We start from the raw sequence: 14,747 nt of genomic DNA, 5'->3' as shown, positions 1-14,747 counted from the left end.
GCCCCGCAGTACACGGCAGTTGACGGCCCGTCCGGTACCCACCGGGCGGGCCGTCGCCATACCCGCGCTCGCCATGAACACGACTCCGTACGGGCTTCAGCGACCCCCTTCGCGCACTCCTCGGCGCACACCTCAGCAACAAGCCTGCCGTACCTGTCTGTGAATGACGGGTGAATCTGTGAAGGAGTGACACGGTTATGATGTGGGCACAGACAGATGGTTAATTCAGGGGAAACGCGGACTTTAGTACAGTGCTTAGTACTGTCCTTAGTACCGTGATTTTCCGGCGATCAATGGGGTTTCTCGTGGTGATAGCAGGGGTGCGTTCGTGAAGGCTCTCGTCCTGTCCGGGGGCGCGGGCACCCGGCTCCGCCCCATCACCCACACCTCGGCCAAGCAGTTGGTCCCGGTCGCCAACAAGCCCGTGCTGTTCTACGGGCTCGAAGCCATCGCGGACGCCGGGATCACCGAGGTCGGCATCGTCGTCGGCGACACCGCGGACGAGATCCGCGAGGCGGTCGGCGACGGCTCCCGGTTCGGTGTCGAGGTCACCTACATCCCGCAGGACGCCCCGCTGGGCCTCGCCCACGCCGTGCTGATCGCCCAGGACTTCCTCGGCGACGACGACTTCGTGATGTACCTCGGCGACAACTTCATCGTCGGCGGCATCACCGACCTGGTCGACGCGTTCCGCGAGGACCGCCCCGACGCGCAGATCCTGCTGACCAAGGTTCCCGACCCCACCTCCTTCGGGGTCGCCGAACTCGACACCGAGGGCCATGTGGTGGGCCTGGAGGAGAAGCCGAAGCAGCCCAAGAGCGATCTCGCGCTCGTCGGTGTCTATCTCTTCACCCCGGCCATCCACGAGGCCGTGCGGTCCATCACACCGTCCTGGCGCGGCGAACTGGAGATCACCCACGCCATCCAGTGGCTGATCGACGCCGAACGCCGGGTCCGCTCCACCACCATCTCCGGGTACTGGAAGGACACCGGCAATGTCACCGACATGCTGGAGGTCAACCGCTCGGTCCTGGAGAGCGTGCAGCCGCTGAACGAGGGCACGGTCGACGAGGCCAGCGAACTCATCGGCCGGGTCCGCATCGAGGCCGGTGCCACGGTCACCGGCAGCCGGATCGTCGGCCCGGCGATCGTCGGCGCCGGTTCGGTGGTCCGCGAGGCGTACATAGGCCCGTTCACCTCGGTGTCCGAGGACTGCCGGATCGAGGACAGCGAGATCGAGTACTCGATCGTGCTGCGCGGCTCGTCCGTGACCGGGGTGCGCCGGGTGGAGGCCAGCCTCATCGGGCGCGATGTCGAGGTCACGCCCGCTCCCCGTCACCCTTCGGCCCACCGGCTCGTGCTCGGTGATCACAGCAAGGTGCAGATCTCGTCATGACGTCCCCCACCCGGATACTGGTCACCGGCGGCGCCGGTTTCATCGGTTCCCACTACGTCCGTACCGTCCTCGGTCCCGACGGCCCCGGTGATGTCTCCGTCACCGTCCTGGACAAGCTGACCTACGCGGGCAACCCGGCCAACCTGGACGAGGTCCGCGACCACCCCGGTTTCGCCTTCGTGACGGGCGACATCTGCGACCCCGAACTGGTCGGCGAGCTGATGGCCGAGCACGACCAGGTGGTGCACTTCGCCGCCGAGTCCCATGTGGACCGTTCGATCGACGGCGGCGCCGAGTTCGTCCGCACCAACGTGGTCGGCACCCACACCCTGATCGACGCCGCCCACCGGGCCGGGATCGAGGTGTTCGTGCACATCTCCACCGACGAGGTGTACGGCTCCATCGACGACGGCTCCTGGCCCGAGACCCACCCGCTGGAGCCCAACTCGCCGTACTCCTCGGCGAAGGCGTCCAGCGACCTGATCGCGCTGTCCTACCACCGCACCCACGGCCTGGACGTCCGCGTCACCCGCTGCTCCAACAACTACGGCCACCACCACTTCCCGGAGAAGGTCATCCCGCTGTTCGTGACCAACCTCCTCGACGGGAAGAAGGTCCCCCTGTACGGCGACGGCGGCAACGTCCGCGACTGGCTGCACATCGACGACCACGTCCAGGGCATCGAACTGGTCCGCACCAAGGGCCGCGCGGGCGAGGTCTACAACATCGGCGGCGGCACCGAACTCTCCAACAAGGAGCTGACCGCCCTGCTGCTGACGGCCTGCGGCGCCGACTGGGACACCAGCGTCGAGTACGTCGAGGACCGCAAGGGCCACGACCGCCGCTACTCCGTGGACTGCGCCAAGATCCGCGAGGAGCTGGGCTACGCCCCGCGCAAGTCCTTCGAGCAGGGCCTCGCGGAAACCGTGCGCTGGTACCGCGAGAACCGCTCCTGGTGGGAGCCGCTGAAGGAGCGGGCCGCCCTGTGAGCGTCGACCGCCCCTGGCTGATCACCGGCGCGGGCGGGATGCTCGCCCACGACCTGCTGCCCGCCCTCGCCGCCGCGGACATACCCGCCGTCGCCCTGGACCGCGCCGCCCTGGACCTCACCGACGACAACGCCGTGCGCCGGGCCGTCGCCGAGCACCGCCCGACGGTGGTGGTCAACTGCGCCGCCTGGACCGCCGTCGACGACGCCGAGACCCGGGAGGCCGAGGCGCTCGCCGTCAACGGCGACGGGCCCGCCCGGCTGGCCGCCGCCTGCGCCGCCACCGGCACGGTCCTGCTCCAGGTCTCCACCGACTACGTCTTCGCGGGCGACGCCACCGCCCCGTACCCCGAGGACGCCCCCACCGCCCCCCGCAGCGCCTACGGCCGCACCAAACTCGCCGGTGAGCGGGCCGTCCTGACCGCCCTGCCCGACATCGGCTACGTCGTCCGCACGGCCTGGCTGTACGGCGCGGGCGGCCCCAACTTCGTCCGCACGATGATGCGCCTCGCGGACCAGCGGGACACCGTCGACGTCGTGGACGACCAGCGCGGCCAGCCCACCTGGACCGCCGATCTGGCCGCGCTGCTGCTCGCGCTGGGCCGCGGCGCCCTGGACGGCACCGCCCCGGCCGGGATCTACCACGGCACCAGCGCCGGGGAGACCACCTGGCACGGCTTCACCCAGGAGATCTTCCGGCTGCTGGGCACCGACCCCGCCCGGGTGCGTCCCACCACCAGCGAGGCGTTCGTCCGCCCGGCGCCCCGCCCCGCGTACAGCGTGCTCGGCCACGACCGGCTCCGGGCGGCCGGTCTCACCCCGCCGCGCGACTGGCGTACGGCGCTGGCCGAGGCGTTCCCCGAGATCCACGCGGTCCACCGGGCCCAGACGAAGGAGACTCCGGCGTGACGGAGAAGGACATCAAGGGGAGCAGCGCGGCACCGCTCAAGGTCAGTGTCGTCATCGCGGTCTACAACCCCGGCAAGTACTTCGAGGACTGTGTCGGCGGACTGCTCCGGCAGAGCCTCGCCCCCGACGAGTTCGAGGTCTGGTTCGTCGACGACGGCTCCACCGACGAGACCCCGGCCCGCCTCGACCAACTGGCCGCCGAGCACCCGCACTTCCATGTCGTCCACCAGGAGTCCTCCGGCTGGTCCGGCCGCCCCCGCAACACCGGCATCGACGCGGCCCGCGGCGAGTACGTGATGTTCGCCGACCACGACGACTGGCTCGGCGACGAGGCCCTGGAGCGGATGTACGACTACGGCCGGGCCCACGACGCCGATGTCGTCGTCGGCAAGATGGCCGGCATCGGCCGCCCGGTCCCGCAGGAGCTGTTCCGGGTCAACCGGCCCCGGGCCACCGTGGAGACCGCCCCGCTGATCGACAGCCTCACCCCGCACAAGATGTTCCGCCGGGCGTTCCTGGCCGAGCACGGGATGCGGTTCAAGGAGGGCAGGCGGCGGCTCGAGGACCATGTCTTCGTTGCCGAGGCGTATCTGCGGGCCAAGAGCGTGGCCGTGCTCAGCGACTACCTCTGCTACTACCACATCACCCGCGACGACGGCTCCAACGCCGGCTTCCAGCGCTTCGACCCGGTCGGCTACTTCACCAACCTGCGTGAGGCGCTCGACGTCGTCGAGAACCTCACTGAGCCCGGCCCGCTGCGCGACCAGCTCTTCTCCCGCTGGCTGCGCAACGAGATGGTCGAGCGGCTGCGCGGCCAGCGGCTGCTGAAGCTCCCCGAGGACTACGCCGAGGAGCTGTACCGCGAGATCCACTCCGTGGTCACCGAGCGCTTCGGCCCCGGCGTGTTCGCCCGGGTCGCCCCCACCCAGCGGGTCGTCGCGGGCCTGATCGCCGCCGACCGGTACGCCGATGTCCGCGCCCTCGCCGCATGGGAGGCCGGTATCCGCCCCACCGGCCGCCTCACCTCCCTGGACTGGGAGAACGGCTCCCTGGCCATCGGCTTCAGCGCCGAGTACCAGGTCGCCGGGGAACCGATGAGGTACGGCCGGGACGGCGAGCGCGATCTGCTCGGGCTGCCGCTGTCCGAGGAGGCCCGCGCGGCGCTGGCCGCCCAGGGCATCTCCCTGGCCGCCCCGGTGGACCGCAGCGGGGTCGACCTGGTGGTCCGCCACCGCGAGCGGGCCACCCAGTACTACCTGCCGCTGACCAGCGAACGGCACCGCATCGAGACCGGGACCGAGACCGGTGAGGGCGGCGGCTTCCGGCAGGAGATCACCGCGCGGGCCGTGCTCGACCCCGAGACCGCCGCCGCGGGCGCCCCGCTCGCCCCCGGCATCTGGGACCTCCATCTGCGGATCAAGTCCTGCGGCTGGAGCAAGGAGACCCGTCTCGGCGCCGTCCGCACCGACGGCACGGAGGCCACCCGGCGCCCCGCCCTCACCGGCGACCCGCGCCGCCTGGTCCTGCCGTACTGGACCGACGGCCCCGGCAACCTCTCCCTCGACATCGACCAGCGCACCGGCAAGCTGGAGCGCGAGGCCGTGGCCGCCATGGACCCGGCGGCGGCCGAGGTCGACGGCGGCACGGTCCGCCTGCCGCTGCCGCTGCACCCGGCCTCCACCGCCGGGGAGGCGGTCCAGCTCCGCTTCGAGCGCAAGAACGTCGGCAAGTACCCGGCCGAGGCCACCCTCGACGGCCGTACGGTCACCGCCGCGCTGCCCCTGGAACGGCTCACCGGCAAGCGCTGGGCGGTCCGGCTCGGCGTCCCGTCCCCGGCGCGGGGCGAGCTCCGCTGGACCAGGCTCCCGGTCGACGTGGTGGTGGACGGCGCGGGCCGCGCCCGGGTGATCGACCGCCATACGGCGTCCGCCGGAGCCGGCGGCAGGACCGCGGGGCCCGGCAGGCGCCCGCTGTGGCGCCGGGCGGCGGGCCGTCTGAAGCGGGCGCTGGCGGGCGGCCGGGGATAGCCCCGGCGGACCGCTGGTGCCGACCCCGGCACAGCTCTCCCACCCGTACCGGCCTCTCCCGATCACCCGTCTCTCCCGATCACCCGTCTCTCCCGACACCCGTCTCTCCCGATCCGAGGACCCCGCGATGCGACCCCTCTCCCTCTCCGGCTCCTGGGTGCACGAGCCCAAGGTGTTCCCCGACGGCCGGGGCAGCTTCCACGAGTGGTTCAAGGCGCCGCTCTTCACCGAGGCCGCCGGACACCCGCTCGGCCTCGCCCAGGCCAACATGTCCGTCTCCAGCCGGGGCACCCTGCGCGGCATCCACTTCGCGGACGTGCCGCCCGGCCAGGCCAAGTACGTCAAGTGCGTCCGTGGCGCGGTGCTCGATGTGATCGTGGACATCCGGACCGGCTCGCCCACCTTCGGCCAGTGGGAGGCGGTACGGCTGGACGACCGGGACCATCACGCCGTCTACCTCTCCGAGGGCCTCGGCCATGGCTTCATGGCGCTCAGCGACGACGCCACCGTCGTGTACCTGTGCTCCGAGGGCTACGCGCCCGAGCGGGAGCACGGCATCCACCCGCTGGACCCGGCCCTCGGCATCGAGTGGCCCACGGACCTGGCGCCCCTGCTGTCCGCCAAGGACGAGCAGGCGCCGACCCTGGCCCAGGCCCGTGAGCAGGGGCTGCTGCCGTCCTACGAGGAGTGCGTGGCGTACCGCGCGAGCCTGGGCTCCTGACCCGGCCCGGCCCCGGCTCGGCCCCGGCTCGGTGTGACCCCGGTTCGGTTTGACCCCTTCGGGGCAGGCCCCGTAACCTTGACCGTCGGTGTGTCCCTGGATATGGACGCGCCACATCCCCGTAAACCTCTTCCTCCGGGAGCCGGTGTTGTCCGGTGCGCTGGAGAGGCCGCCCGTGTTCCGGGTGGCTGGACTGCGGGGGTGCCGTTCCTGAGCGAGAGAGTGAGATCCGCGTGTACGCCATCGTGCGCAGCGGTGGCCGCCAGCACAAGGTTGCTGTCGGTGACATCGTCGAGGTTGACAAGATTTCCACCGCCCAGGTGGGCGACACGGTAGAGCTCTCCACTCTGCTCGTCGTCGACGGCGACGCCGTGACCAGCGACCCGTGGGTGCTGGCGGGCATCAAGGTCCAGGCCGAGGTCGTGGACCACCACAAGGGCCAGAAGATCGACATTCTGCGCTACAAGAACAAGACCGGCTACCGCCGTCGCCAGGGCCACCGCCAGCAGTACACGGCGATCAAGGTCACCGCGATCCCCGCGGCTGCGAAGTAAGGGACTGAGGAGACATGGCACACAAGAAGGGCGCATCGTCCACCCGGAACGGTCGCGACTCCAATGCCCAGCGGCTCGGCGTGAAGCGCTTCGGCGGTCAGGTCGTCAACGCGGGTGAGATCCTGGTCCGCCAGCGCGGCACGCACTTCCACCCCGGCTCCGGCGTCGGCCGCGGCGGCGACGACACGCTGTTCGCCCTCCAGGCCGGTGCCGTCGAGTTCGGCACCCACCGTGGCCGCAAGGTCGTGAACATCGTTCCGGTCGGCTGACCGGAAGCTCTGCGCGAGGCGGACCTCACTTCCCGGTCGGGAAGGCGGGTCCGCCTTTCGTGTGTTGACCTGTAGACGTCTGTGGATACTCCGTATCCACGAGGCATCCACAGATATCTAGATATCCCGTACGTTTCTGGAGGCACCCACCATGACCACCTTCGTGGACCGCGTCGAACTGCATGTCGCCGCGGGTAACGGAGGCCACGGCTGTGCCTCCGTGCACCGGGAGAAGTTCAAGCCGCTCGGCGGCCCGGACGGCGGCAACGGCGGCCGTGGCGGCGATGTGATCCTCACCGTCGACCAGTCCGTCACCACGCTGCTCGACTACCACCACTCCCCGCACCGCAAGGCCACCAACGGCAAGCCCGGCGAGGGCGGCAACCGCTCCGGCAAGGACGGCCAGGACCTGGTGCTGCCGGTCCCGGACGGCACGGTCGTGCTCGACAAGGCCGGCAATGTCCTCGCCGACCTGGTCGGCCACGGCACGTCGTACGTGGCCGCGCAGGGCGGCCGGGGCGGGCTCGGCAACGCGGCGCTGGCCTCGGCCCGCCGCAAGGCGCCCGGTTTCGCGCTGCTCGGGGTGCCCGGTGATCTCCAGGACGTGGTGCTGGAGCTGAAGACCGTCGCCGATGTGGCGCTGGTCGGCTACCCGAGCGCCGGGAAGTCCTCGCTGATCTCGGTGCTGAGCGCGGCCAAGCCGAAGATCGCCGACTACCCCTTCACCACGCTGGTGCCGAATCTGGGCGTGGTGACCGCCGGGTCCACCGTCTACACCATCGCCGACGTCCCCGGGCTGATCCCGGGCGCCAGCCAGGGCAAGGGGCTGGGCCTTGAGTTCCTGCGCCATGTCGAGCGGTGCAGTGTGCTGGTGCACGTCCTGGACACCGCGACGCTGGAGTCCGACCGCGACCCGACCTCCGACCTCGATGTCATCGAGGAGGAGCTGCGGCAGTACGGCGGGCTCGGCGACCGGCCCCGGCTGGTCGTCCTCAACAAGATCGACGTCCCCGACGGCAAGGACCTCGCCGAGATGGTCCGCCCCGAACTGGAGGCCCGCGGCTACCGCGTCTTCGAGGTGTCCGCGGTGGCCCACAGGGGGCTGAAGGAGCTGTCGTACGCGCTGGCCGAGCTGGTCGGCGCGGCGCGGGCGGCGAAGCCGAAGGAGGAGGCGACCAGGATCGTCATCCGTCCCCAGGCCGTGGACGACAGCGGGTTCACGGTGACCCGTGAGGACGACGGACTGTACCGGGTGCGCGGCGAGAAGCCCGAGCGCTGGGTGCGGCAGACCGACTTCAACAACGACGAGGCCGTCGGCTATCTCGCCGACCGGCTGGGCCGCCTCGGTGTCGAGGAGCAGCTGATGAAGGCCGGTGCCCGCTCGGGCGACGGCGTGGCGATCGGGCCCGAGGAGAACGCGGTCGTCTTCGACTGGGAGCCGACCGTCATGGCCGGCGCGGAGATGCTGGGCCGCCGGGGCGAGGACCACCGCATGGAGGCCCTGCGCCCGGCGGTGCAGCGCCGCCGGGAGCGCCAGGCGGAACGGGACGAGGCGGACCAGGAGTTCGAGGGCTTCGAGCCGTTCTGACCGATCAGGAGAGCGGGGCTCTGCTTCGACACCTTCGGGGGCGCCAGGGGATTCCCTGGCGCCCCTCGTCGTCGCCAACCCCGAACGGTCCCACGCCCTTCACCCCCGAGGCCCACCCGCCCCCACCCCTCAGAGACGCGGCTCATACGACCGCCGGGGCCTTTCTGAGGGTCGCGGCTCCAGTGGCGGCGGGACCTTCCCAGGGCTGCGGCTCTACTGGCCGCGGGGGTTTCTGAGGGTCGCGGCTCCACTGGCCGCAGGGGCTTTCTCAGGGACGCGCCGCTACTGGACGCCGGGCAGGGCACAGGCTTTTAGGGGCGCTGGGGGTACCCCCTCTGGGGGAGGAACTGCGCGACCAGCCCCCACCGACCCGCACCCACACTCGACCCCCCCCGCCCCCCCGGACCTCCCGTCTTTACCCGCGTCCCAGCCCACTCTCAGACTCCTCTCAGCCCACCCGTTTACCGTCCATTCACCATGAAGAAGGACCCCCGCAGCCCTCCCGCTCCGGTACCCCACCCCCGTACGCCATAGCAATTCCGCAAAGACCAACACCCTCCCCGCCCCACCCGCAGGGAACACGCATCGCCGACCGGAACCCGCACGCCAAAGCCGCTCAGCCCGCACAGAGCCCCCACCCACCAGCCAGATGTCACCCACCGTAACCCTCTGGCCTGTGGAGTTACTCACAGCAATTCCCAGAGTTGATCGCGCCGCGAGGGCAACTTTTCGCCCATCACCAGCGTCTAAAGGTGAATAAGAGGTTGCGTACGTATATGCGGCGAGCGTCGTTCACCTTGCACCGCGGTAACCACAAGTGGGAGCATTTGCAAGCCCCCCGTCGCCTCAAGGTAGGTCACCTGTGTCACAACCCATTGCCAAACCCCGCACCACCGCAGTGATCCTGGCCGGCGGCACAGGTCAGCGGGTGGGCCTGTCGATTCCGAAGCAGCTGCTGAAGATCGCCGGGAAGGCAGTCATCGAACACACCCTGACCACCTTCGAGAAAGCCGACTCCATAGACGACGTCATCGTGCTGATGGCGCCCGGATATGTGCCCGACGTGGAGAAGATCGTCGCCCGCGCGGGCTTCCGGAAGGTCTCCCGGATCATCGAGGGCGGCGCCACCCGCAACGAGACGACCGAACGCGCCATCGCCGCCCTGCACGAGGGCCTGGCCGACGGCGAGGACCCGAACGTCCTGTTCCACGACGCCGTACGCCCGCTGCTCTCCCGCCGGGTGATCGACGACTGTGTGACCGCGCTGGAGCGCTATCAGGCCGTCGACGTGGCCATCCCCTCCGCGGACACCATCATCGTCACCCGCACCCACGGCGAGGACGGCGAGTTCATCACGGAGATCCCGGACCGCTCCCGGCTGCGCCGCGGCCAGACCCCGCAGGCGTTCAAGCTGTCCACCATCCGGCGGGCCTACGAGGTGGCGGCGGGCGACCCCAACTTCCAGGCCACGGACGACTGCACGGTCGTCCTGAGGTACCTCCCCGACGTCCCCATCCACGTGGTCATGGGCGACGAGTACAACATGAAGGTCACTCAGCCCGTCGATGTCTTCATCGCCGACAAGCTGTTCCAGCTCGCCTCCACCGCCGCGCCCGAGCACAGCGGCGAGGACACCCACCGCGAACGGCTGGCGGGCAAGACCCTGGTCGTCTTCGGCGGTTCCTACGGCATCGGCAAGGACATCGGCGCACTCGCCGAGTCCTACGGCGCCACGGTCTACGCGCTGGGCCGCTCCACCACCGGCACCCATGTGGAGAACCCGGAGGAGGTCGACGACGCCCTCTCCAAGGCGTACGCGGAGACCGGCCGGATCGACTACGTGGTGAACACCGCGGGCGTACTGCGCATCGGCAAGCTCGCCGAGACCGACAACGCCACCATCCTGGAGGCGCTCAAGGTCAACTACCTCGCGCCGGTCCAGATCGCCCGCTCCGCCTACAAGTACCTGGCCGAGACCCAGGGCCAACTGCTGCTCTACACCTCCAGCAGCTACACCCGCGGCCGCGCCGAGTACAGCCTCTACTCGTCCACCAAGGCCGCCATGGTCAACCTCACCCAGGCGCTGTCCGACGAATGGGCCGCCGACGGCATCCGCGTCAACTGCGTCAACCCGGAACGCACGGCGACCCCGATGCGCACCCGGGCGTTCGGCCAGGAACCCGCGGGCAGCCTGCTCTCCTCCGAGACCGTCGCCCGCACCTCCCTCGACGTGCTGCTCTCCGAGCTGACCGGGCATGTGATCGACGTCCGCCAGCAGGACCCCACGGCCGCTGCCGGCCAGGCGTCCGGCTTCGAGCAGGCGCTGGCGGGGGTTCTCGACCGCCAGGAGGGCGTGGCCTGATCACGCCGGTGGCGTGGCATAATCGACATCTCCTGGCCTTCTGTCATTCAGGCCCTTGTGGGTTCCGGTTCGCCGAGTATTCACAGGGGCCTGAAGCTGTAAATTCCCCGTAAATTTCCAGAACTCCAGCGCTCCTTGTTCTCAGAGAGTTCTCAGAGAGTTTTCAGGAATTTTACGGGCCTAGCCGAAGCCCGCGGATCGTCACCGAGGGCACCTCTCTCAGAGCAGGTTTTCCGTGATAACCACCGCTATTCGCGTCGCCCGCGTGGGCAGCGCCGCCGAACTGGCCGCGGCGGCGCTGATGATGCTGGGCTTTCCGGCACTCATGCTGGCCGCGCTCGTACCGAGTGTTCCCGCGTTCGCCGTCGCGGCGGCCGTGACCTACTTCGCGGACCACTATTTGCACCGCAAAGGCAGCTATCTGGTCAGCCGCCTGAGCAAGGTGCGCGCGGGCCTGTCGATCCGCTTCCTCATCCGGGAACTGCTGCTGGTCCTGCTCCTGGCCCGGCTGTCCCTCTCGGACAACCTCATGTTCTTCGGCGCGGTCGCCGGCTTCATCGCCTTCTACGGCCTCCAGGCCCCGCACGGCGCCCTGGTCACCCTGATCCGCAACCGCCGCCGGCTGCCGGTCGCCACCCGCAATGTCGACCTCGCCTCCCGTATCCGCATCCCCGACGCCCCGCCGCGCCGGCTGCTGGACCGCTCCGCCGAGAAGATGCTCCACCTCGACCTCGCGGCCGTCGCCGGAATACTGCTCTCCGCCCAACTGGACGCGCCCGTCGCCGGATTCACCGGCATCGCCGTCACCCTCGCCCTCGGCTGCGCGTACGTCCTCGCCCTCGCCCCCTATGTCCGCGGGCGGCGCATACCGCCGCGCGCCGAGAAGGTGCTCGCCGCCGTCGACGACTGGCTGCGCGGCTACCGGCCCGAGACGGTCCTGTACTTCTCCGGCTCCAAGGAGTCGGCGTACCAGGTCGACATGTGGCTGGAGACCATGGCGCAACTGGACTCCAAGCCGCTGATCATCCTGCGTGAGCGGGCCATCCTGGAGCGGATGGCGCCCACCACCGTCCCGGTCGTCTGCGTCCCCGGCGGTGTGCATCTGATGAACATGGACCTCTCCACCGTGCAGGTCGCGCTCTACGCGGCCAATGTCGGCAAGAACATCCACCTGCTCCGCGTCCCCACCATGAAGCATGTCTTCATCGGCCACGGCGACAGCGACAAACTGGCCAGCGTCAACCCGTTCAGCAAGGTGTACGACGAGGTGTGGACCGCCGGACGCGCGGGCCGCGACCGCTACGCCCTCGCCGACGTCGGTGTCCGCGACGACGACATCGCCGAGGTCGGCCGCCCCCAGCTCGCCCCGATCCAGCTCTGGCAGGGCGTCCCCGAGGACCGGATACCGACCGTGCTGTACGCGCCGACCTGGGAGGGCTGGGACGACAACCCCGGCAACACCTCCCTCCTGCTGGCCGGCGAGAACATCGTCCGCACACTGATCACCGCCGACCCCCCGGTCCGCGTCCTCTACAAGCCGCACCCCTTCACCGGCACCCGCAGCACCGCCGCCAAGGCCGCCCACCAGCGCATCACCGCCCTGGTCGGCGAGGCCGCCGAGGAGCGCGCCGCCGCTGCCGCGTTCACCGCCGACCCGGCCGCCGAGACGGCCGCCCGCGCCGAGCTGGCCCGGATCGAGGGACGGCTCGGCGATCTGTCCGCCGACACCGAGGGCGGCGACGAGGCCGAGACCACCCGCGACGGCGTGGCCGACGTGGCGAAGTTCGAGGAGATCGCCGCGCTGCGCACCGCGTGGAACGAGACCTACTGGAACACCTTCCCCAGCTGGCAGCACCAGGTGATCACGGGCCCCGAGCCCCGCCTGTACGACTGCTTCAACGTCTCCGACGCGATGGTCTCCGACATCTCCTCGGTGGTCTCCGACTTCATCGCCAGCGGCAAGCCGTACGCGGTGACGGACTCCGCCGAACTGGGCACGGAAGAGTTCCGGCGGCAGAACACCGCCGTACGGGCCGCCGTGATCCTCACCAACGCGGCGGACGGGCTGGACGGGCTGCTGGCCGCGGTGCACGACCCGTCGACCGACCCGCTGGCGGCCGAGCGCACCGAGCTGAAGCGCTATCTGCTGGGCCCGGCCGAACCGCCCTCGATCGTCCAGTTCAACACCGCGGTCACCCACCTCGCCGCGAAGGCCGACATCCGCAACCGCGGCCAGCAGACCCGGGCGGCGGCGACCGAACTGACCGGCTGAGCGCCACCACGGCCGAAGCCGTACGACCGGCCCCCGGGGCGCCGATCCGCTCCCCGGGGCCGGGCCGTACGTCCGCCCCCGATCCACCGGGTTCACCCCTCCGGATGAACCCCGGCACCTCCTGAGTCGTCTTCGAGGGAGCGAACGAGAAGACAGCGAGGGGAACACGTGCCGCAGCCTGATGTGAGCGTGATCATCGGGGCGTACGAGGCGATGCCGTATCTGGTCGACTGCCTGGCGTCCGTCGAGGCGCAGACCCTCGGGCCGGGCCGGGTCGAGGTGATCGCCGTGGACGACGGCTCGACCGACGGCACGGGGGAGTGCCTCGAGGAGTTCGCCGCGCGGGCGCCCCTGGCGGTGACCGTGATCCGACAGGCCAACTCGGGCGGCCCCAGCGCCCCGCGCAACACCGGCCTTGACCGGGCGACCGGGCGGTACGTCTTCTTCCTCGACGCCGACGACCGGCTCGGCCCCGAGGCCCTGGAACGCCTGGTCGCCCTGGCCGACCGCGCCGGCACGGACGTCGTACTCGGCCGGGTCGAGGGCGTGAACCGCAAGGCGCCCCGCTCGATGTGGCACCAGAACCTCGACCGGACCGACGTCTTCTCCTCCAACATCAAATACACCCTCAGCGCCCAGAAACTGTTCCGGCGGGCCCTGCTCACCCGGCACGGCATACGGTTCGACGAGTCCCTGTGGACCGGCGAGGACGCGCTGTTCACGATGGAGGCGTATCTGCGCGCCGACGGTGTCTCCGTCCTCGCCGACCACACCTGCTACTACCTGGTCGGCCGCAGCGACGGCAAGCACGTCACCCGGACCGGCGGCCATGTCCCGCGCTTCGACTCGGCCCGCGCCCTGATGGACCTGATCGCCCGCATGTTGCCGCCCGGCGAGGACCGCGACACCTTGATGCTGCGGCCCTTCCTGATCACGCTGCTGCCCCAGTTCGGCCCCAAGTACCTCAAGGACAGCGCCGAGGTACGCCGCCACAAGCTGGAGCTGGCCAAGCCGCTGATGGACGCCCACTGGACCGAGGGCGTGGCCCGGCGGCTGCGGGTCCACGAACGGCTGCGGCTGCACCTGGTCGCCGAGCAGCGCGCCGATCTGCTGGCGGACGTCGTGGAGTTCGTCCACACGAGGAAGAACCCGGCGCCGCTGCTGGAGCGCCGGGGCAGCCGGGTCTACGTCCCCTACCCGCACTTCCGCGAGGCGGCGGCGGGCATCCCGGACGCCGTCTACCGGGCGGCTGCGGGCGAGGCCCGCCGGGTGCCGGGGTATCGGGAGAGCCGGGTGGAGTCGCTGGCCCAGGCGGTGGGACGGCGGGCCCGACGGATGGTGACGTTCCGCGACGGGCGGGTGGTGGCGCGGGGGTCGGGATCGGGCTCGGGGTCGGGCTCGGGGCCGGAGTCGGGGTCAGGGTCGGGCTCGGGCTCGGGGCCGGAGTCGGGGTCAGGGTCGGGCTCGGGCTCGGGTTCGGGCTTGAGGTCGGGGTCGGGATCAGGGTCGGGCTCGGGGCGAGTGCTGGGGGAGTCGTGAGGGGGGTCGTGTCGTACCGGGGCGTCGGGGATGTGTCCGGCGGGGGGTCGACCTGGGGGTCGGGTGATGAGTGCGCCGGGTTGTCGGCTGGGGTGTCGGCCGGGCGGTCGGCGGGGGCGTCG

At 70.6% G+C, this 14,747-nt stretch carries 11 protein-coding genes; all 11 read left to right on the top strand.

Features of this window, described 5'->3' with window-relative positions; all coding sequences use genetic code 11:
* Positions 1–328 precede the first annotated feature (328 nt).
* The 11 genes from AB0D49_RS22580 (at position 329) to AB0D49_RS22530 (ending at position 14,625) form a co-directional block, all read left to right on the top strand.
* Positions 329–1,396, top strand: a complete 1,068-nt coding sequence (locus AB0D49_RS22580) for a glucose-1-phosphate thymidylyltransferase (protein ID WP_362760086.1) — start codon at positions 329–331, stop codon at positions 1,394–1,396.
* Positions 1,393–2,385 carry a dTDP-glucose 4,6-dehydratase gene (rfbB, locus tag AB0D49_RS22575; RefSeq protein ID WP_362760084.1) on the top strand — a complete coding sequence of 331 codons (993 nt, stop codon included), beginning with the start codon at positions 1,393–1,395 and terminating at the stop codon, positions 2,383–2,385. Before AB0D49_RS22580 ends, rfbB begins: the two co-directional genes overlap by 4 nt.
* Positions 2,382–3,293 (top strand): dTDP-4-dehydrorhamnose reductase, encoded by a 912-nt coding sequence (gene rfbD / locus AB0D49_RS22570; protein ID WP_362760081.1) that lies wholly within the window; start codon positions 2,382–2,384, stop codon positions 3,291–3,293. Before rfbB ends, rfbD begins: the two co-directional genes overlap by 4 nt.
* Positions 3,290–5,320: a glycosyltransferase gene (locus tag AB0D49_RS22565; protein WP_362760077.1), complete on the top strand. Its 2,031-nt coding sequence runs from the start codon at positions 3,290–3,292 to the stop codon at positions 5,318–5,320. Before rfbD ends, AB0D49_RS22565 begins: the two co-directional genes overlap by 4 nt.
* A 127-nt stretch (positions 5,321–5,447) precedes the next feature.
* The gene (rfbC, locus tag AB0D49_RS22560; RefSeq protein WP_362760074.1) at positions 5,448–6,041 is read left to right on the top strand and encodes a dTDP-4-dehydrorhamnose 3,5-epimerase; all 594 of its coding nucleotides are present in this window, start codon (positions 5,448–5,450) and stop codon (positions 6,039–6,041) included.
* Between the two features lie 233 nt (positions 6,042–6,274).
* Positions 6,275–6,595: a 50S ribosomal protein L21 gene (gene rplU, locus AB0D49_RS22555; protein ID WP_133911667.1), complete on the top strand. Its 321-nt coding sequence runs from the start codon at positions 6,275–6,277 to the stop codon at positions 6,593–6,595.
* A gap of 14 nt (positions 6,596–6,609) precedes the next feature.
* Positions 6,610–6,864 (top strand): 50S ribosomal protein L27, encoded by a 255-nt coding sequence (gene rpmA / locus AB0D49_RS22550; protein WP_362760071.1) that lies wholly within the window; start codon positions 6,610–6,612, stop codon positions 6,862–6,864.
* Positions 6,865–7,015: 151 nt separating this feature from the next.
* Positions 7,016–8,452 (top strand): GTPase ObgE, encoded by a 1,437-nt coding sequence (gene obgE / locus AB0D49_RS22545; protein WP_362760068.1) that lies wholly within the window; start codon positions 7,016–7,018, stop codon positions 8,450–8,452.
* Positions 8,453–9,314: 862 nt separating this feature from the next.
* Positions 9,315–10,814, top strand: coding sequence for a bifunctional cytidylyltransferase/SDR family oxidoreductase (locus AB0D49_RS22540; protein ID WP_362760065.1), 1,500 nt, complete (start codon positions 9,315–9,317; stop codon positions 10,812–10,814).
* 235 nt (positions 10,815–11,049) lie between these two features.
* A complete protein-coding gene (locus AB0D49_RS22535) occupies positions 11,050–13,086 on the top strand; it encodes a hypothetical protein (RefSeq protein ID WP_362760063.1) in 2,037 nt (678 codons plus the stop codon).
* A 168-nt stretch (positions 13,087–13,254) separates the two neighbouring features.
* Positions 13,255–14,625 (top strand): glycosyltransferase, encoded by a 1,371-nt coding sequence (locus AB0D49_RS22530; protein WP_362760060.1) that lies wholly within the window; start codon positions 13,255–13,257, stop codon positions 14,623–14,625.
* Positions 14,626–14,747 lie beyond the last annotated feature (122 nt).

The organism is Streptomyces sp. NPDC048290, assembly GCF_040652095.1.
In the GTDB taxonomy this organism is placed as follows: domain Bacteria; phylum Actinomycetota; class Actinomycetes; order Streptomycetales; family Streptomycetaceae; genus Streptomyces.
The sequence above is the reverse complement of the archived record's forward strand: the minus strand, read 5'-3'. Positions and strand labels throughout refer to the sequence as shown.